Annotated in this window: 19 protein-coding genes; 7 read left to right on the forward strand and 12 right to left on the reverse strand. The window is 59.5% G+C overall.

Translation table 11 applies throughout. The annotated features are described in order from the left end of the window. Positions 1-177 precede the first annotated feature (177 nt). The 5 genes from G3256_RS04995 to G3256_RS05015 form a co-directional block, all read right to left on the reverse strand. Positions 178-546: a hypothetical protein gene (locus G3256_RS04995; protein WP_169639774.1), complete on the reverse strand. Its 369-nt coding sequence runs from the start codon at positions 544-546 to the stop codon at positions 178-180. A gap of 4 nt (positions 547-550) precedes the next feature. Beyond that, positions 551-1,918, reverse strand: coding sequence for a type II and III secretion system protein family protein (locus G3256_RS05000; protein ID WP_169639775.1), 1,368 nt, complete (start codon positions 1,916-1,918; stop codon positions 551-553). Positions 1,919-2,111: 193 nt separating this feature from the next. Beyond that, entirely contained in the window at positions 2,112-2,960 is an 849-nt protein-coding gene (gene cpaB, locus G3256_RS05005) for a Flp pilus assembly protein CpaB (RefSeq protein WP_169639776.1), read from the reverse strand. Between the two features lie 240 nt (positions 2,961-3,200). Beyond that, on the reverse strand, positions 3,201-3,380 hold the full coding sequence (locus G3256_RS05010; protein ID WP_169639777.1) for a Flp family type IVb pilin: 180 nt from the start codon (positions 3,378-3,380) through the stop codon (positions 3,201-3,203). A 130-nt stretch (positions 3,381-3,510) separates the two neighbouring features. Then, positions 3,511-3,735, reverse strand: a complete 225-nt coding sequence (locus tag G3256_RS05015; protein WP_169639778.1) for a Flp family type IVb pilin — start codon at positions 3,733-3,735, stop codon at positions 3,511-3,513. Between the two features lie 354 nt (positions 3,736-4,089). On the opposite strand from G3256_RS05015, the gene G3256_RS05020 reads away from it, so the two are divergent. Continuing rightward, a complete protein-coding gene (locus G3256_RS05020; protein ID WP_169639779.1) occupies positions 4,090-4,926 on the forward strand; it encodes a lytic transglycosylase domain-containing protein in 837 nt (278 codons plus the stop codon). A gap of 14 nt (positions 4,927-4,940) precedes the next feature. Here the strand turns inward: G3256_RS05020 and G3256_RS05025 are convergent, their stop codons facing one another. The 7 genes from G3256_RS05025 to tldD all read right to left on the reverse strand — a co-directional run bounded on the left by G3256_RS05025 (position 4,941) and on the right by tldD (position 13,345). Then, positions 4,941-5,231, reverse strand: a complete 291-nt coding sequence (locus G3256_RS05025; protein ID WP_169639780.1) for a GNAT family N-acetyltransferase — start codon at positions 5,229-5,231, stop codon at positions 4,941-4,943. Then, a complete protein-coding gene (locus G3256_RS05030) occupies positions 5,224-5,850 on the reverse strand; it encodes a 3-oxoacid CoA-transferase subunit B (protein WP_169639781.1) in 627 nt (208 codons plus the stop codon). The genes G3256_RS05025 and G3256_RS05030 overlap by 8 nt, the downstream gene beginning before the upstream one ends. A gap of 7 nt (positions 5,851-5,857) precedes the next feature. Then, positions 5,858-6,916, reverse strand: coding sequence for a PAS domain-containing protein (locus tag G3256_RS05035; RefSeq protein ID WP_169639782.1), 1,059 nt, complete (start codon positions 6,914-6,916; stop codon positions 5,858-5,860). Between the two features lie 14 nt (positions 6,917-6,930). Beyond that, positions 6,931-7,626, reverse strand: a complete 696-nt coding sequence (locus tag G3256_RS05040; protein WP_169639783.1) for a CoA transferase subunit A — start codon at positions 7,624-7,626, stop codon at positions 6,931-6,933. 160 nt (positions 7,627-7,786) lie between these two features. Next, positions 7,787-10,366, reverse strand: coding sequence for a type I DNA topoisomerase (gene topA, locus G3256_RS05045; RefSeq protein ID WP_169639784.1), 2,580 nt, complete (start codon positions 10,364-10,366; stop codon positions 7,787-7,789). Between the two features lie 236 nt (positions 10,367-10,602). Further along, entirely contained in the window at positions 10,603-11,814 is a 1,212-nt protein-coding gene (gene dprA, locus G3256_RS05050) for a DNA-processing protein DprA (protein WP_169639785.1), read from the reverse strand. Between the two features lie 109 nt (positions 11,815-11,923). Then, a complete protein-coding gene (gene tldD / locus G3256_RS05055) occupies positions 11,924-13,345 on the reverse strand; it encodes a metalloprotease TldD (protein WP_169639786.1) in 1,422 nt (473 codons plus the stop codon). 193 nt (positions 13,346-13,538) lie between these two features. On the opposite strand from tldD, the gene coxB reads away from it, so the two are divergent. From coxB to G3256_RS05085, 6 genes are all read left to right on the forward strand, one after another. After that, a complete protein-coding gene (coxB, locus tag G3256_RS05060) occupies positions 13,539-14,420 on the forward strand; it encodes a cytochrome c oxidase subunit II (RefSeq protein WP_169639787.1) in 882 nt (293 codons plus the stop codon). 58 nt (positions 14,421-14,478) lie between these two features. Next, positions 14,479-15,417 carry a heme o synthase gene (cyoE, locus tag G3256_RS05065; protein ID WP_169639788.1) on the forward strand — a complete coding sequence of 313 codons (939 nt, stop codon included), beginning with the start codon at positions 14,479-14,481 and terminating at the stop codon, positions 15,415-15,417. Positions 15,418-15,420: 3 nt separating this feature from the next. Beyond that, positions 15,421-15,585, forward strand: a complete 165-nt coding sequence (locus G3256_RS05070; RefSeq protein ID WP_169639789.1) for a cytochrome C oxidase assembly protein — start codon at positions 15,421-15,423, stop codon at positions 15,583-15,585. Then, positions 15,585-16,169 (forward strand): cytochrome c oxidase assembly protein, encoded by a 585-nt coding sequence (locus G3256_RS05075; RefSeq protein ID WP_169639790.1) that lies wholly within the window; start codon positions 15,585-15,587, stop codon positions 16,167-16,169. The genes G3256_RS05070 and G3256_RS05075 overlap by 1 nt, the downstream gene beginning before the upstream one ends. Before the next feature lie 25 nt (positions 16,170-16,194). After that, positions 16,195-17,001, forward strand: a complete 807-nt coding sequence (locus G3256_RS05080) for a cytochrome c oxidase subunit 3 (RefSeq protein ID WP_169639791.1) — start codon at positions 16,195-16,197, stop codon at positions 16,999-17,001. 92 nt (positions 17,002-17,093) lie between these two features. Beyond that, the gene (locus G3256_RS05085; protein ID WP_169639792.1) at positions 17,094-17,774 is read left to right on the forward strand and encodes an SURF1 family protein; all 681 of its coding nucleotides are present in this window, start codon (positions 17,094-17,096) and stop codon (positions 17,772-17,774) included. Positions 17,775-17,776: the final 2 nt, after the last annotated feature.

The raw sequence follows: 17,776 nt of genomic DNA on the forward strand, positions 1-17,776 counted from the left end.
GGAATGCTTTGTCTGACGGCCCCGGGCACGGCCTGTTCCGGGCCTACTGCGCGTCCGCTGATGCGGATCGCAGCAGGCGGCCAATTGCAGCTGGATAAAAGAGCAGGGGCCACGGACGGAAAAAGGGCGGATCCACCGGACCCGCCCTTTGATTTTGTAACTGCGTCAGACGCTGGTTTAATCGCCGCTGTCTACTTCGTTGACAGTCGGAACCTGCGTCGCACTGCCAACATACTCGTTGTAGATGACGTTGGCGTACTTGCCGTCGAGGCGGCCATCGCAATGGACGCGGTAGATCTTGCGGCCCGGCGTGCTTGCCGGATCGAGAACGACAACCGGATCTGCAAGGTGGCTGCCGTATTTGCCACCTTTGCCCGCACCAAGCCCGTTCGTCATACAGGCCTGCACCATCATGTTGTGCATTGTCGCATCGCCGAAGTTGCCGTTATCAAGCTGGCTGCCTGCAGGGTAGGCACAGGCGGAGAGTGTTGCGAGACACAGTCCCAGGGCCGTTGCGCGGGTTTTGTTTATTGTCACGTGTTTCATCTGATCACTCCATCACGTAGCCGTAGGAACCGCTGAAGTCCTGCTTGGCAACTTCACCTGCTGCGCCGGCATTGCGAATGACGCGGCCATTGAGAAACAGGTCTGCTTCGCTGGGTGCACGGATCCGGTCAGTTGACAGTGCCAGTGCTTCACCACGTGTCGGCGACACAAGATGGGCTGTGATGATGATCACCAGCTCAGTCTGTGAGCGCTGATAGTCGGCGCTGCGGAACAGGGCACCAAGGACAGGCACATCGCCCAGCCACGGAACCTGCGTTGCAGAGTCGGTGAAGTCATCCTGAAGAAGGCCCGCAATCGCAAAGCTTTCCCCGTCGTCCATCTCAACCGTGGTCGAGGTTTCGCGGCGGGTGAAGGCGTCGATCGAGATGCCGTTTGCCAGTGAGATGCCGTTTGCCGTGTCGATAGAAGACACCGCAGCCGCCAACTGCAGGTTGATGGTATCGCCGTCCACGACGCGGGGCACAAAGTTGAGCTCAATACCGAAGGGCTTGAATTCAACCGAGATTGTGTCGTTGTCCTGAGCGACCGGTACCGGATATTCACCACCGGCGAGGAAGTTGGCTTCCTGACCCGAGAGTGCTACCAGGTTTGGCTCCGCAAGGGTGCGAACAGCACCTTTACGCTCCAGAGCTTCAAGCAGGACGCCGACTTCGACGGATCCGAGGCTGAAGCCTACGTTCAGTGCACCCGCGGGAGCACCACCGGAGACGCCACCCACACCGAGGAAGCTGCCGTCTGTGCCGTTGATACCGATCGATGCGCCGAGCGATTTCGACACCGTGCGGTTCATTTCAGCAAAGCGGACCTTAAGCTGCACCTGCTGAACACCGCCAACCGTCATCAGGTTGGAGACGCGGTCAGGCGCATAGCGGTTTGCCAGTTCCAGGGCCCGTGAGAGCTTCTGGCTGCTGGACACAAGACCCGACAGCACGATGCCGTCGTTTGCTGTGCGTACTTCGATGCGCTCTCCGGGAAGGATCTGCTGGAGACGCTCTTTGAACTCGGTCACATCCGGGGCGACCCGGACTTCAACATTGGTAATAAGCTGTCCCGCAGCGTCCAGAAGCGTCAGCGTCGTGATCCCGGGCGCTTTGCCCAGAACATAGATGCTGCGATCCGAAAGCGACGAGATGTCTGCGATACCCGGGTTTGCGATGCTGAGTTCAGCGAAAGGAATCTCGCTTTCAACAACAACCGCCCGGTTCATGGATACGTTAAGTGAAGAGTTAGTTTCCTTCGCAATCACGCGCAGAGTATCAGCAGTTGCTGATCCTGTACCCGTGAAAGCAACCGGACTAACACTGATGGCCAGCCCGAGAAGGGCCGCTTTCAATATTCCGTTGTTTTTCATGTGACCTGCCCTTTTTGTCACGCCTCGTTTCCGGGTCTTTAAGCCCGCATGTGGATTACTCTGCGTCGGTTTTAGTTTTTTTTCAATAATCAATGGGTTCTGACACACAGCTTATGTGGGTAATTGGCAACAGACAGAACGAAGACAGGCGCCACACCGGGGTGCAGCGCCTGTATAAGGTCTTGGTTTTGTTTTAGTTTGTGCAGGGGATCGGAACCGATACGATCTCTTCACCTTTGCGCTGGCGGATCGCACAGACGCGTTCCTTGGGTGCTGCAACCTTAGGTGCGGCCTTTGTCAGGCCGAGCAGGGAGACCTGATCCACCTCAATGCCACCGACTTCTGTGTCATCGCCGGCACCAACCAGCGACAGGGACAGACGGCCTGTGGATTGTGCCTGCGCCAGGGCCGCGACCTGCTCGGGGGAGGCCTGGACAGTGACGGTGCGGGCGATGCGCGCGCCGTTAACTTTGTCGTCAGACTGGTCCACCGCAATAAGACGCACGCTGGCTTCGATCAGTTTGGTAACGTCTTCACGACCCTCCCCAACATTCACAGCACCGGTCCAGTAAACGTCCACGCGGTCACCCGGGCGCAGAAAGCCCGACACGCCGCTGGCCACGTCCACCCGGATTGCAAAGGCACGCATGCCTTTGTCGAGGCGTGTGGTCAGGCCGATATCCTCACCCGGCTGGGTGATCTTGACCTGCATGAGCGGCTCGCCAGGCTCCATCGGACGGACAACGAGGCGATGCTCATCGACACCTTCCGGGAAAAGAACGGCCAGATCGCTGTAGGTGCCCTGAGGAACGGAATCCTGAGGCCAGTTCACAGCACGGATGTCTTCCTGTTTCAGGATGTCACCGTATTTCATCGGATTCTTCGCGACAAATACCGTTTGAGTAGGAACGATCGCCTGTTCCTTCTGTTTCGCAGCTGCCAGCTGCTGCTGATACTGACCAATGTAATCCTTGGCCATGTAAACGGCACCACCGGCCAGGGCCACGCCCGCCAAAAGCACCAAACCGAAAATCAATCGCATTGTCTTACCTCGTTCTACTACCCGTTTTGAGCCTGAAAGCGGGTCTGTTTATATCTGCTGTCTGACTGACATCCGATTGTGGCAATTTAAGGATCAACGCATGTCTCAACAGCGGCGTTTTGCGCGGTCCGGCAACAATCGCCGGATGTGCTGTCGGTGCTGTTCCGGGGTCGGATGCGGAATCGGATGCCGGGGCGGGGCATTCTGCCGCCGCTCTGGCTCAGGGCGTCACGCGCCGTTTCAGAACGGCTCGTAATTTGCAAGAAAGTCGCCGGTTTTCTGCGTAACCGCAGTGGATCCGCCGCGCAGTTCTACAACAAGAGTAACTGCAAGCCCCACGACAGCTGCCGTCAGGACAACCCAGTCCACTGCTACCGCGCCGTCTTCGTTTTTTAATACCTGTCTGAACAGTCGTACCATACACCACACTCTTTGCTTAAATATGTGAAACAGGCCGGCAGAAAATGACCGGCGCAACGAAAAAGGGGGGCCGGTTCCGGATGTGGAACCGGGCCCCCCCGATTTTCTGAGACCTCAGGTCCCGGAAGTATCAGGTACCGGGAGTTGTCAGGCCGGTGTTGTCGTTGCCAGCGGCGTTCGCCGGGTCAACACCTTCCATGAAGGTACCTGTGGATTCTGTCAGAGCAGTCGCACCATCTTCGATGGACTGGTAAGCAGCAATCGCCAGGCCAACAACAGCAGCTGTCAGAACAACCCAGTCAACCGTAACCGCACCATCTTCGTCGTTGCGGAAGTTTTCGATAAATTTCATCATAGTATGTCCCTCCAAAGGATCATTGAGATTTCACTTTTTAACCTTGCCGTCCTCGTGACCGTTACTCTCATGTGGTCTGTCCGACTTGGTATGCCGCTATATAGACGCTGGATTGGGGCATGAATTTGACCGCAAATGTGACTTTTGCAGACTGCCCGCAGAAATATCCGGAAAATTTTTCAAATCATTGTTTTCACAATAAAATAACCTTTTCTCTGGGGGTGGCGGACGCGGTAAGGGGGCGGATTGTGGCGAAATCGCCCTCTTAAGGTGCCGGTTTAACTGGTCTGCGGGCTGTTTCTCTGCGAGACTGACGCCAATAATGCGTGAAAAAATCAACGCCGGGCGGTACATATGCGAAATATTCTGGCTTCAGGGCTCTGTGCGCTTTTGTTCACAGCAGCCCCGGCACTGGCGGAGAGCCCGCCACCCTTTCCTGAATTCAAATCCAAAAGAATCGGAGTGCCCCAGTCGGGCGCAAAACGCATCAACGTGCAGATTGACCCGAATGATCAGTTCTTTGACCGGCCTGCTCCGCGCGCCGGGCGCACCCTTCCGGTGACGGCCCCCGAGGAAACCCTCCCGCCGGCCACAGATGTTCCGGTGATCGGCGCTTACGGCTGGTTCTGGGATCGGGTCTCGCCGAGTATGCTGGCTTCGGGGCCCGGACGACTGCAATCGGCAATGAATATCATCTCGGGCATCGGGCGCGTGCCACAGCCGCGTCTGCAGCATCTGCAGAGCATCGCCCGCAGCAACGGACGTGAGATCCTTAAATCCACGATTGGTACGCGGGTGTCGCCGGCGCTGGTGCTTGCGGTGATCTCGGTTGAATCGGCGGGAAAGACCGACGCGGTGAGCCACGCGGGGGCACAGGGTCTGATGCAGCTGATGCCCGCAACCGCCGCCCGCTTCGGCGTCAAGGACAGCCAGTCGCCGTCGGAAAACATCTCAGGCGGCGTGAAATATCTCGACTGGCTCATGGGCGAATTTGACGGTGATCCTATCCTCGTTCTGGCCGGATATAACGCGGGCGAGGGGGCTGTGCGCAAACACGAAGGCGTGCCGCCCTATGCTGAGACACGCGATTACGTGCCCAAGGTGCTGGCGGCCTTTCAGGTCGCGCGGGGTCTGTGCCTCACGCCGCCCGAGCTCGTTACTGACGGATGTGTTTTTGCAGGGCTGAACTGAGCGGCTGAACCGTCTCAGACTTTGAAGGCATCTGCCCAGTCGGGATGTTTGCGCCGCTGTGCGTTCACAAAAGGACAAAGCGGTACGATTTTAAACCCTTCAGAGCGTGCGTCCGCCACAAGCCGGGTCACAAGAGCCAGTCCCGCACCGGTACCGCGCAGCGCATCCGGGACACCGGTGTGATCGGCAATCACGGCCTCGGGCGACAGAACCGAATAGGTCAGATCCGCCTCATGCCCGTTCAGGACGAGGACATATCGCCCCTTGCTGCCGTTCTGCTCGCGCGTGATTGCGAACTCAGACAATGGTGGCTTCGGTGGCGGCGCGCAGCTCGTCTTCTGTGACGCCATCGGCGCATACCACAATCTTCAGGCCGCCGTCGACCACATCCAGCACACCCAGATTGGTGATGATACGGTCCACCACGCCGGTGCCTGTAAGCGGCAGGGTACATTCGCGCAGCACCTTGCTGTCGCCGTGTTTGTTGGTGTGATCCATGACGACAACGACCCGGCCGACACCGGCAACAAGGTCCATTGCACCACCCATTCCCTTCACCAGCTTGCCGGGAATCATCCAGTTCGCCAGATCGCCGTTTTCGGCCACTTCCATAGCGCCCAGGATCGCCATCGCGATTTTGCCGCCCCGGATCATGCCAAAGCTGGTGGCGCTGTCGAAATAGGAGGTCTGCGGCAGCTCGGTGATCGTCTGCTTGCCGGCATTGATAAGATCAGGGTCTTCGGTGCCTTCAACGGGGAAGGGGCCCATGCCCAGCATCCCGTTCTCCGATTGCAGCGTAACTTCGATACCGTCAGGGATATAGTTACTCACCAGCGTCGGAATGCCGATGCCGAGATTTACATACCAGCCGTCTTCAAGCTCTCGGGCGGCGCGGGCCGCCATCTGATTACGATCCCAGGGCATGAGTTTCCTATTCTGACAGGGACGCGCCGGCAGGCACATCTATTGTGATAAAACTGCCCGCGGCGCCACGGCCGAGATGCAATGTGCCTTCGAGCCCTTCGATGAGGCCGTTTATGATGCGTCCGCCAACGGTCTTGTCGGAAGGCCACTGCATATTGCGGGGAATGCCTGTGCCGTCATCCGAAACGATCAGGCGCAGCCCCCCCGCGCTCAGCTGCGACATGCGGATTTCAACAAGGCCGTTGTCGAGACGGTCAAAAGCATGCTGGAAGGCGTTGGTCAGCAGTTCGGACGCAACGAGCCCCACGCGCGTCGCCACCTCAATCGGAACTTCGGCGGGTTCAATATGGATGCTGACACGGACGCCTGAGCGCCCTTCAATATGACAGATCGCACAGGCCAGACGGGACATGAAGCTGCCCATCGGAATGGTGCCGCGGGTGGACTGGGTGTCCGAGAGTTTCATCTCTTCGTAGAGAAGCTGCAGCGTTTCGATCCGGCGGCTCAGGGCGGCAAAATCTTCAGGCACGGAGGTCGCCGCGGACTGCTGTCTGATCATCGAGATGATCATCGACAGATCTGCGTGGACACGGTTCTGCACTTCCATCAGCTGTTCGTTAACAGTATCGGGACCAGCCGTGCGCTCGCCTTTTCTGAGCACTTTCTGAATGCCCATGAAATACTGAACACGGCCTTTGCTGTCGATGATGGGCGACACCACCAGGCGGTTCATAAAAGGCTCGCCGCTGGCGCGGTAGTTCAGAATATCGACCGCGACTGTCTCATCGGCCTGGATATGTTTGCGCAGCGCATCGACCGAGGCTTTTTCGGTATCCTCGCCCTGCAGAAACCGGCAGTTGCGCCCGATAATGGCGCTGCGCGGATAGCCTGTGGTCCGGGTAAAGGCCTGATTGACGTAAACGATGGGGTTGTCTTCAAGATGCGGGTTGGTGAGCACCATCGACACTTCGGCACGCGCAAACCCGTCAAAGGCCCGGTCATCGAAAAAGAGCTCTTCTTCGGTGACGAGGTCGCTGTCGGCTGAGGGGTGAAATGTATCTGCCATCTGGTGATCCGGCCTCAGGCGGCCCGTGTTGTGCGCTGTTCGATGCGCTTTTCATGTGTTCCCTGAATCAGCCGGTGCACATAGATGCCCGGCAGGTGAATGCTGTCCGCGTCAAGACTGCCGGTCGGCACAATCTCTTCGACCTCAACCACACATACTTTCCCGCACATCGCGGCAGGCGGGTTGAAATTGCGCGCTGTCTTGCGGAAGACGAGGTTGCCCGTCGGGTCGGCTTTCCAGGCTTTGACGATGCTGAGATCGGCAAAGATACCGCGTTCAAGGATATAGGTCTCGCCGTCGAAGTCTTTGTGTTCTTTGCCTTCTGCAATCACAGTGCCGACGCCGGTTTTCGTGTAAAAGCCGGGGATGCCGCAGCCGGCCGCACGCATGCGTTCGGCGAGTGTGCCCTGGGGATTAAACTCAAGTTCAAGCTCGCCGGAGAGATACTGGCGCATGAATTCCGCGTTCTCACCCACATAGGAACTGATCATCTTTTTTACCTGGCGCGTCTGCAGCAGGATGCCGATGCCGAAATCATCCACGCCGGCATTGTTGGACGCAAAGGTAAGGTCTCTGGTGCCGGCATCGCGGATTGCAGCGAGCAGCAGTTCAGGTATGCCGCAGAGGCCGAACCCGCCGGCGGCAATTGTCATGCCGTCGTGCAGAACGCCATCAAGCGCCTCAGCGGCTGATCCGTAGACTTTCTTCATTGTGCATCCCCAAAAACCGGTGGCTTGCCGGACTTTGCATCGCGTTGCCCGGGCTGTCAATCACGGCTGACAGCTTGCTGGTGTTCCGTCGCATACCGTATCGCAGGCCGGCTCCGGGCGCAAAGGGTTTGCGGAAAGGGCACCGCAAACCGGGGTTCGTTCAGCTGCTTTTTGCTGTTTTCTTCGCTGCTGTTTTTTTGCGCGGTGCTGCTTTCTTGCGGCGGGTGCCCTTCTTCGCGGCTTTCTCTTCGATCAGCGCAACGGCGGCCTCTATGCTCAGATCATCAGGCGCTGTTTCTTTAGGGATCGTCGCATTGATCTTGTCCCACTTCACGTAAGGCCCGTATTTGCCCTCCATGATCGAAATCTGGCCACCCTGATCAGGATGTTCGCCCAGATCGCGCAGGGTCTTTGCCGCCGCACCACGTCCGCCCCGGCTCGCGACCTTTTCCGCCAGCAGCTGCACTGCACGGTTCATGCCCACGGTAAAGACCTCGTCGATACTCTCGAGGTTGGCGTTCGTCCCGCCGCGCTCGGAAGTCGAAGCTGCGTGTTTGAGGTAGGGCCCGTATCGCCCGATGTTCGACCAGACCGGCACGCCGTCTTCGGGATGTGGGCCGATCTCACGGGGCAGAGACAACAGTTTAAGCGCCTGCGGCAAATCGACGTCTTCGGGCGGCCAGTCCTTGGGGATCGACTGGCGTGGCGGCTTTTTGTTGTCTTCTGAGACTTCGCCGCGCTGCACGTAAGGACCAAACCGGCCCTTGAACGCAAAGATTTTGTCGCCGGCGTCCTCACCGAGCAGTTTGCCCTCGGGCGGGATGCCGCTGTCGTCTTCCTCGCCCGGCGGGCCGAAGGCACGGGTGTAACGGCATTCAGGGTAATTTGAACAGCCGATGAACGCCCCGCCCGAGCGCGCTGTGCGCATGCTCAGCCGGCCCGCGCCGCAGTTGGGGCAGAGCCGCGGATCGGTGCCGTCCTCGTTGGGCGGAAAAAGGTGCGGCTCGAGCACCTCGTTGATCTTTTCCAGCACCTCCGTGATGCGCAGATCGGCTGTTTCTGCAACGGCGGCGGAAAAATCCCGCCAGAAGCGGCGCAGCACTTCTTTATAATCGGCATCGCCTGCGCTCACATTGTCGAGCTGGTCTTCAAGGTCGGCGGTGAAATCATATCCCACATAGCGGCGGAAATAGTTTTCCAGGAACGCAGTCACCAGACGCCCCTTATCCTCGGGGATAAGCCGGTTTTTGTCTTTGCGTACATATTCGCGGTCCTGGATCGTTGTGACGATCGACGCATAAGTCGACGGGCGTCCGATGCCGAGCTCTTCCATGCGCTTGACCAGCGTTGCCTCGGTATAGCGCGGCGGGGGCTGGGTGAAATGCTGCTCTGGCGTGATCGAGCGTTTCTCCATTGCATCGCCCTGATCAATCTGCGGCAGGCGCCTGTCATCGTCATCCGTGACGACATCATCACGGCCCTCTTCATAGACGCGCAGAAAGCCGTCAAAGAGCACGACCTGACCCGTAGCGCGCAGTTCGACCTGACCGTCGGCGCTGGCCACATCTACCGTGGTACGTTCCATCCTTGCCGCTTCCATCTGGCAGGCCAGCGTGCGTTTCCAGATGAGATCGTAGAGTTTGCGCTGATCTGCGTCGGAGGTTTTCAGGTCCTCCGGTTTGGTCAGCATCTCGGTCGGGCGCACGCATTCATGCGCTTCCTGGGCGTTCTTGGCTTTGTTTTTGTAGATGCGCGGGCTGGAGGGGACGTATTCGCTGCCGTAGAGCGTTTTGATCGCGTCGCGCGCCGCGGTGACTGCTTCGGGCGCCATGTCGATACCATCGGTCCGCATATACGTGATGTAGCCGGCCTCATAAAGCCGCTGCGCGGTGCTCATGGTCTGGCGCGCGCCCATGCCGAACTTGCGACTGGCCTCCTGCTGCAGCGTCGATGTCATGAAAGGGGCGGCGGGGTTACGGTTGGCGGGCTTTGCTTCGACCGATTTTACTTTGAGATCGCGCGAGGTGATGGCCTGAACGGCCATTTCCGCCTGAGTCTGATCGGCAATGTCAAAGCGTTCAAGCTTCTTGCCGGCCAGAACGGTGAGACGCGCCTCGAAATCCTGTCCGCGCGGGGTGCCGAGCATTGCCCTGACCGACCAGTACTCGCGGTTGCGGAAGGCCTCGATTTCCATCTCGCGTTCGACAATCAGGCGCAGGGTCACCGACTGCACGCGCCCTGCGGATTTGGCACCGGGCAGTTTACGCCAGAGCACAGGCGAGAGATTAAAGCCCACCAGATAATCCAGCGCGCGCCGTGCGAGATAGGCTTCAACAAGCGGCATATCGACCTGGCGGGGGTTGGCCATCGCCTCGGTCACGGCCTTTTTGGTGATCTGGTTGAAGACCACCCGGCTGACGGGGGTGTCCTTTTTGATCGACTTGCGTTTGGTAAGGGCTTCCTGAAGGTGCCAGCTGATCGCTTCGCCTTCGCGGTCGGGGTCGGTGGCGAGAATGAGAGCGTTGTCTTCCTTGAGCGCATCGGCGATGGCCTTGACGTGCTTTTTGCTGTCGGAGGCCACTTCCCAGAGCATGTCGAATTCGTTTTCGGGATCCACCGAGCCGTCTTTCGGGGGCAGGTCGCGCACATGTCCGTAGGAGGCCAGAACGGTGTAATCCTTACCCAGATAAGAGTTGATCGTTTTTGCTTTGGCTGGGGATTCGACGACGACGACCGGCATAATACGGGGTACCTCTGAGCGAAAATATCTGATGTCTATGGCCACCTCTGAGGTGGGGTGCAAGCGGATTTTGTCAATCGTGCCTCATGCAGGCTGTGCTTCAGGCGCCGGGGCGGAGCGGCATCAGAGCTGCTTCATGACTGGGCGGACGGCAGGCGTCCGGGAGCGAAAGCCGGGTTCTCAGAGGGCGCAGGCCGGGATCCTCAGGGCGGGGCGGTCAGTGCAGCGACGCCCGGTCAGCCTGTGCGCGAAACCAGTCCGCCGGCCTGTCGGATGATCTCGCCTTTCAGTTCCAGTTCGAGCAGCGCAGGGGCGGCATCTGATGAGCGCACCGCGAGATCACGGATGAGCTGGTCTTCGGCCAGCGGTGCCGGGCTCAGCCGGTCGAGGATGCGGCGGTGCAGTTCTGCTGCGTGGGCGAGGGCTGCGTTTTTGACCCGGTGTGCCGGCGGGGTCGGCGAAGCTTTTCCTGACACCGCCGTATTTTTGCCAGGTGCGGGGGACCGCGCGGGCAGCGGAAGCGGCCGCAGATCAGAATGCGGCGCGATGGGGCCGATTGCTTCGAGAACGTCCTGAGCCGACCGCACCAGAACCGCGCCGTCGCGGATCAGCTGATTACAGCCTGAGGCGCGCGCATCAAAGGGGCTGCCGGGCACGGCCAGAACGTCACGGCCCTGATCGAGAGCATCACGTGCTGTAATCAGGCTGCCTGACTTGGCGGCGGCTTCCACAACGACAGTTGCCCGGCTCAGCCCTGAGATGATCCGGTTGCGGCTGGGAAAATGCCGCGCTTTTGGTTGCAATCCGGGCGGATGCTCTGACAGACGCAGCCCGCGGTCCGCGATGTCACGGGCCAGTCCGGTGTTCTCTGCTGGATAGATGATATCCACGCCGCCGGCCTGAACCGCGATTGTTCCGGTGGGCAGCGCCGCCAGATGTGCGGCGGTATCGACGCCACGGGCGAGGCCCGAGACAATCACATAACCCGCCGCCCCAAGATCCGCGGCAAGCGCGCGCGCCATTCTGGTGCCGAGCGAGGAGGCGTTGCGGGCACCGACCAGAGAGATCATTGGTCGCAGCAGCAATTCAGGATCGCCGATCACCCATAAAAACGGGGGCGCATCACTGATTTCGTCGAGCGTGGCGGGGTAGGCGGGGGTGCCGGACATCACCAGCCGGGCACCGGCCGCGCGGGCGGCGTTGAGTTCGGCCTGCACAACCTCGGGGGGGCAGACCTCATATTTCTCAACGCCGGCGGCGCGCGCCACCTCAGGCAGCGCGGCCAGCGCATTCTGCGCAGTGCCGTGTTCAGTCAGCAGTCGTTTATACGTCGTTATGCCAACCCGGCGGGAGCGCAAGAGACGGAGCCGGGAGAACTGTTCGTCTTCCGGGGTGGGTGGGAGTGGGGGGTGAGTGGAAGAAGGATTGAGATCCTTTTCATCAGTCATCCGCGGCTCCGTCCTTTGCAGAATCAGGTTTAAGCCGTCTTGGTTAACAACGCGTGAAGAAGAGAGAGCCCCACCATTGCTATTTGTGCGGGGGCGCGGATTTTTCCTTTCAGGAGGCAGATCCGCCCACCGTCAGCCCGCCGATCATCAGGGTCGGCTGGCCCACGCCCACCGGGACCCATTGTCCCGCCTTGCCGCAGTTGCCCATGCCCGGATCAAGCGCCATGTCATTGCCGATGGCGCGGATGTGTTTCAGCGCCGTGGAGCCGTCCCCGATCAGCGTCGCACCACGCACCGGTGCGCCCACTTTGCCGTCCTGAACACGGTATGCTTCGGTGCAGGAGAATACGAACTTACCGTTCGTGATATCGACCTGGCCGCCGCCGAAACCGACGGCATAGATGCCGTCCTTCAGCCCGGCAACAATATCACCGGGGGCCGTGTCGCCGCCCAGCATATAGGTGTTGGTCATCCGCGGCATCGGAGCATTGGCATAGCTTTCGCGCCGCCCGTTGCCCGTGGAGGTGACCCCCATCAGCCGCGCATTCTGGCGGTCCTGCATATAGCCCACAAGTATGCCGTCCTCGATCAGGGTATTTTTGCCCGAAGGCGTGCCCTCATCATCAACCGAGATCGAGCCGCGCCGGTCCGGGATCGTACCGTCATCCAGCACAGTAACCCCGGGGCTGGCGATCCGCTGACCCATCAGTCCGGCAAAGGCCGAAGAGCCCTTGCGGTTGAAATCACCCTCCAGCCCGTGCCCGATCGCCTCGTGCAGCAGGATTCCGGGCCATCCCGGGCCAAGCACAACATCCATGACACCCGCCGGAGCAGGGACAGCACCAAGATTGACAACCGCAACGCGCAGGGCCTCGCGCGCCTTTGCCTGCCAGTCCTGCGGCGCCAGCAGCCCGTCAAGGCCCACGCGCCCGCCACCACCGGCAGTGCCGGATTCGCGCCGGCCGTTTTCCTCGACGATCACCGAGACATTTACGCGCGTCATGGGCCGGACATCACGCACGGAATGTCCGTCAGGGCGCAGAATTTCGACCTCCTGCAGACTGGCGGCAATCGTGGCCGAGACCTGCACAACCCGCGGGTCAAGATCCCGGGCAAAGGCATCGATTTCGCGCAGAGTTTCGATTTTCACCGGGAAGGGCGCGCCTGCGATCGGGTCATCGTCAGTATAAAGCTTCTTATTTGTTGCGGCGGGCGCATCCGCCCGGGTGCCGCCGCCGTCGCCCACAGCCAGACGCGCGGTTTCCGCCGCGCGCTTCAGTGCGCTTTCGGTTATTTCAGTGGAATGGGCGTAGCCGGTGACTTCGCCGCGAACAGCGCGCAGACCAAAACCCATGCCCGCATCATAACTCGCGGTCCTGAGCCGCCCGTCGTCAAAGACCAGCGCCTCGGACCGGCGGCGCTCCAGAAACAGCTCTCCGTCATCGGCACCATCCGTGGCCGCGCGCAGAACCTTCAGAGCCGTCTCCCGGTCCAGCGAATCGTCGAAGGGTGAAAAAGGCGCGTCTGTCATGGGGCTGATCCTTTGCAAAAAGCTGGTATTTTCGGGCTCAGCGTCTGTTTGACGCAAGCTGAAGCCTTTATCTCGTACCCAGAATATGATTGTAAGGATGGCGAATACAACGGGAGGGCTGATGCGCAACTCAGATCCCACCCCACAATGCGCAACAATGATCCAGCGATCACCAATCAGATCAGGACGACACATGAAAAGAATCACATCCCTCGCAGGCTTTTTGGCCGGCCTGACAGCGACCGGTGCCTCTGCACAGGACAACCTCGAGATCATCGGGAAACCTGTGGACGGGCTGACCGGGTTTCAGCCGGCTGTTACCGAACTGGCGCGCGATATCCACAATCTGGACTGGATGCTGCTGGTGATCATCACGATCATCTCGCTCTTTGTAACCGCACTCATTGCCTGGGTCTGCATCCGCTATAATGCAAAGCGCAATCCGGAGCCTGCGACCTTCACACACCACACACCTGTTGAGATCGCCTGGACGGTGATCCCGATTGTGATCCTGGTGTTTATCGGTGCCTATTCGCTGCCGGTTCTGTTCAAGCAACAGGAAATTCCCGAGGGCGACATCACGATTAAAGTGACCGGATACCAGTGGTACTGGGATTACGAATATGTGGATGAGGGCTTTGAGTTCTCTTCCTACATGATCGGTGCGCCGGCAACCGGTGGCAACAACGCCAAATCGCCCGAGGTGATCCGGCAGCTTGAAGAAGCCGGATATTCGGAAGACGAATTCCTGCTGGCAACTGATACATCTGTTGTGGTGCCCGTTGGTAAAACCATCGTGATGCAGGTCACGGCCGGCGATGTAATCCATTCCTGGACGATCCCTGCCTTTGGCGTGAAACAGGATGGTGTACCCGGTCGTCTGGCAGAGCTGTGGTTCAAGGCCGAACAGGAAGGCATCTACTTCGGCCAGTGCTCTGAGCTTTGCGGTCTGAACCATGCCTATATGCCGATCACGGTCAAAGTCGTGTCGGAAGAGGCCTATGCTGACTGGCTGGCCGGTGCGAAAGAGGAATACGCCGGTATTCCTCAGACCCGCGTTCTGGCTTCCAACTGAAGCGGGCCGGGCTGTGCGTGTCACAGCCCGTCGCGCCACCTGCGCCCGAGGCACCTGAATGTCTGATGTAAGCTACAATACACCCACCGGGGAATATGACACGCAGCTGGGGGATTATTTCGCCCTGATGAAGCCGCGCGTCATGTCACTGGTGGTCTTCACGGCGCTGGTGGGCCTGATCGCGGCCCCGGTGCCTGTGCATCCGGTCATTGCTTTTGCCTCGATCCTGTTTGTGGCCATCGGGGCGGGCGCGTCAGGTGCGCTCAACATGTGGCGGGATGCGGATATCGATGCGGTGATGCGGCGCACGGCGAAACGCCCGATCCCGTCAGGTCGGGTGCCTGCGGGTGAGGCACTGAGCCTCGGGCTGGCGCTTTCGGGTCTTTCGGTGATGATGCTGGGGCTTGCGGCAAATCTGCTGTCGGCAGCACTGCTGGCTTTCACGATCTTTTTCTACGCCGTGATCTATTCGATGTGGCTGAAACGCGCAACGCCGCAGAACATCGTAATCGGCGGAGCCGCAGGGGCCTTCCCGCCGGTGATCGGCTGGGTAATCGCGACAGGCAGTTTCTCGGTTGAGGCCTGGCTGATGTTTGCGCTGATCTTCATGTGGACGCCGCCGCACTTCTGGGCGCTGGCGCTCTTTATGAAATCCGATTACGACGACGCGGATGTGCCGATGCTGACGGTGACCCACGGGCGCAAAGTGACCCGCACACATATCATCGTCTATACCGTGCTGCTGGCCTTTCTGGCCGTGGGCACCGGATTTACCGCAATCGGTGGCCCGCTTTATCTGGCGACGGCTGTGGTGCTGAACGTGCTCTTTCTGAAAGGTGCTTATGACATCTGGCGCCGCCCGGAAGAGGCTGCCATCGAAGACGGCTATACCGTGGAGAAGAAGTTTTTCCGCCTGTCGCTCTGGTATCTTTTTGCCCATTTCGGCGCGATCCTTTTTGAAGCGGTGCTGCGCCCCTTCGGTCTCGGAGGCTGGTGAACCATGGCGTTGCGTCCCGAACACGAGATACACACACGCCGCCGCGGACGTAATGTCGGCGTCGGGCTGATGCTTGCAGGTTTTGTGGTGCTGGTGCTGGCGCTGACCTTCACCAAGGTCACCAACGGCGCATTTGAGCTGCCCCGCGCAGAGGAGCTGACACAGTAATGGCGCTTTCCGGTCCGGCAAAAACAGTGACACAGACCGTCAGCCTCGTGCTGGTGATGGGTGCGCTGGCCTGGGCATCGGTGCCGTTTTACGACTGGTTCTGCCGGGTGACGGGTTTTGGAGGGGTCACCGGCGTTTCCGAAGTGGCGCCCGACGATGTGCTTGATCAGACGATCAAAGTCCGCTTTGACGGCTCTCTGAACAACCGCATGTCCTGGGAGTTCAAACCCGTGGTCCGCGAGATGGAAGTGAAGATCGGTGAAACCGGCCTTGCCTTTTATGAGGCCTATAACCCTACCGACCGGCCCATCGCGGGATCAGCGAGCTATAACGTCACCCCGTATCAGGCGGGCGGCTTTTTCAACAAGATCCAGTGCTTCTGCTTTGAAGAGCAGGTGCTCGCCCCCGGTGAACGGGTGCAGATGCCGGTCACCTTCTATGTCGATCCGGAAATAGTCGATGACCGCGACGGACAGTATATACACACCATCACACTGTCTTATACATTCTACGAAATTGATCTGCCTGAAGGTTACGCCGCGGTGGACGATGCCAATACCAACTCAGACACAAGTCTGAACTGACCAGGATAAGGTAAGGGACGCACATATGGCCCATGAAAAGAACCACGACTATCACATTCTGAACCCCTCGATCTGGCCGTTTCTGGGCGCGCTGTCGGGCTTCGTTATGCTCTTTGGGGCGGTGCTCTGGATGCAGGATGTCACGCCCTTCATGTTCTGGATCGGCTTTGTGGGCGTGCTTTATGTCATGTTCGCCTGGTGGTCCGAGGTGGTTACCGAAAGCAAGGTGGGTGATCATACGCCCGTCGTCCGGATCGGCCTGCGCTATGGCTTTATCCTCTTTATCATGTCCGAAGTGATGTTCTTTGCGGCCTGGTTCTGGAGCTTTTTCAAACACGCCATCTACCCGATGAACGAATACGTCGGCTCAGAATATATCCCACCGGAGATCTATCAGGTGGACGCGCTGCACCTGCCGCTGATCAACACGCTGGTTCTGCTGCTGTCGGGCTGTGCGGTGACCTGGGCGCACCATGCGCTGGTGCATGAGAATAACCGCAAAGACCTGGTCTGGGGTCTTGCGATCTCGATTATCCTTGGCGTTCTCTTCACCGCCCTGCAGGCCTATGAGTATTCATATCTGCTCTATCAGGGCTGGGAGTTCGGCGGTGACAAGTTCTTCTCCAACTTCTTTATGGCAACGGGCTTTCACGGCGCGCATGTGATCATCGGGACGATCTTCCTGACGGTCTGTCTGGTGCGCGCGATGAAGGGGCATTTTACGCCTGAAAAGCACGTCGGTTTTGAGGCAGCGGCCTGGTACTGGCACTTTGTGGACGTGGTATGGCTCTTCCTCTTCTTCGCCGTTTACATGTGGGGCGTGCCGGGCTGAACCGCACGCCTTGCAATCCCGCCCGGGGCACTTAAAAAGCCAACGGCGCGCGCAGCGATGCGCGCGCCTTGTTTTTGAGGAGCGGAGGATCCATGCGACGACTTGCATTCCTGCTGATCTTTGGTCTGGGCGGTGCAGCCATCCTGACCGGTCTGGGCATCTGGCAGGTGCAGCGTCTGGCGTGGAAAGAGGCGATTATCGACAGGATCGATGCCGCGATCCTCGCCGACCCGGTCGCTTTGCCCGAAGCGCCCGATCCGGAGCGCGACGCCTATCTTCCGGTGCAGGTCACCGGCATGCTGGGCGCGGATTACCTGCGGGTACTTGTCTCGAAAAAGCAGGTAGGTGCAGGCTACCGCATCATCCGGCCGATGCTGCATGAGACGGGGCCGTTGCTCATTGATCTCGGTTTTGTCTCCGTCGCGGATGCCGGCGGGCTCAAATTCGAGGAGGGGCCACCTGTCAGCATCACCGGCAATCTGCAATGGCCGCAGGAGACGGACAGCTTCACCCCGCCGCCCGACACCGATGAAAACATCTGGTTCGCGCGCGACGTCTCCGCCATGGCCGATGCCCTGAACACACGGCCCGTCATGGTCGTAAGGCGCGACGTGCCGTTTCCGGACAGCCCGCTGACGGCAATGCCGGTGGACACCAGCGCAATTCCGAACGATCACTTGCAGTACGCGATCACGTGGTTCTCTCTGGCCGCGATCTGGGTCGCGATGACTGCTTTCTTCCTGCGCCGCGGCTCCGCGGCCAACCGGACCTGACC

It is taken from the genome of Roseobacter ponti (assembly GCF_012932215.1).
GTDB lineage: Bacteria > Pseudomonadota > Alphaproteobacteria > Rhodobacterales > Rhodobacteraceae > Roseobacter > Roseobacter ponti.

Excerpts from the sequence above, each read along its gene's own strand:
- G3256_RS04995 (WP_169639774.1), bottom strand. The coding sequence starts at position 546 with ATGAAACACGTGACAATAAACAAAACCCGCGCAACGGCCCTGGGACTG.
- G3256_RS05000 (WP_169639775.1), bottom strand. The coding sequence starts at position 1,918 with ATGAAAAACAACGGAATATTGAAAGCGGCCCTTCTCGGGCTGGCCATC.
- cpaB (WP_169639776.1), bottom strand. The coding sequence starts at position 2,960 with ATGCGATTGATTTTCGGTTTGGTGCTTTTGGCGGGCGTGGCCCTGGCC.
- G3256_RS05010 (WP_169639777.1), bottom strand. The coding sequence starts at position 3,380 with ATGGTACGACTGTTCAGACAGGTATTAAAAAACGAAGACGGCGCGGTA.
- G3256_RS05015 (WP_169639778.1), bottom strand. The coding sequence starts at position 3,735 with ATGATGAAATTTATCGAAAACTTCCGCAACGACGAAGATGGTGCGGTT.
- G3256_RS05020 (WP_169639779.1), top strand. The coding sequence starts at position 4,090 with ATGCGAAATATTCTGGCTTCAGGGCTCTGTGCGCTTTTGTTCACAGCA.
- G3256_RS05030 (WP_169639781.1), bottom strand. The coding sequence starts at position 5,850 with ATGCCCTGGGATCGTAATCAGATGGCGGCCCGCGCCGCCCGAGAGCTT.
- G3256_RS05035 (WP_169639782.1), bottom strand. The coding sequence starts at position 6,916 with ATGGCAGATACATTTCACCCCTCAGCCGACAGCGACCTCGTCACCGAA.
- G3256_RS05040 (WP_169639783.1), bottom strand. The coding sequence starts at position 7,626 with ATGAAGAAAGTCTACGGATCAGCCGCTGAGGCGCTTGATGGCGTTCTG.
- topA (WP_169639784.1), bottom strand. The coding sequence starts at position 10,366 with ATGCCGGTCGTCGTCGTCGAATCCCCAGCCAAAGCAAAAACGATCAAC.
- dprA (WP_169639785.1), bottom strand. The coding sequence starts at position 11,814 with ATGACTGATGAAAAGGATCTCAATCCTTCTTCCACTCACCCCCCACTC.
- tldD (WP_169639786.1), bottom strand. The coding sequence starts at position 13,345 with ATGACAGACGCGCCTTTTTCACCCTTCGACGATTCGCTGGACCGGGAG.
- coxB (WP_169639787.1), top strand. The coding sequence starts at position 13,539 with ATGAAAAGAATCACATCCCTCGCAGGCTTTTTGGCCGGCCTGACAGCG.
- cyoE (WP_169639788.1), top strand. The coding sequence starts at position 14,479 with ATGTCTGATGTAAGCTACAATACACCCACCGGGGAATATGACACGCAG.
- G3256_RS05070 (WP_169639789.1), top strand. The coding sequence starts at position 15,421 with ATGGCGTTGCGTCCCGAACACGAGATACACACACGCCGCCGCGGACGT.
- G3256_RS05075 (WP_169639790.1), top strand. The coding sequence starts at position 15,585 with ATGGCGCTTTCCGGTCCGGCAAAAACAGTGACACAGACCGTCAGCCTC.
- G3256_RS05080 (WP_169639791.1), top strand. The coding sequence starts at position 16,195 with ATGGCCCATGAAAAGAACCACGACTATCACATTCTGAACCCCTCGATC.
- G3256_RS05085 (WP_169639792.1), top strand. The coding sequence starts at position 17,094 with ATGCGACGACTTGCATTCCTGCTGATCTTTGGTCTGGGCGGTGCAGCC.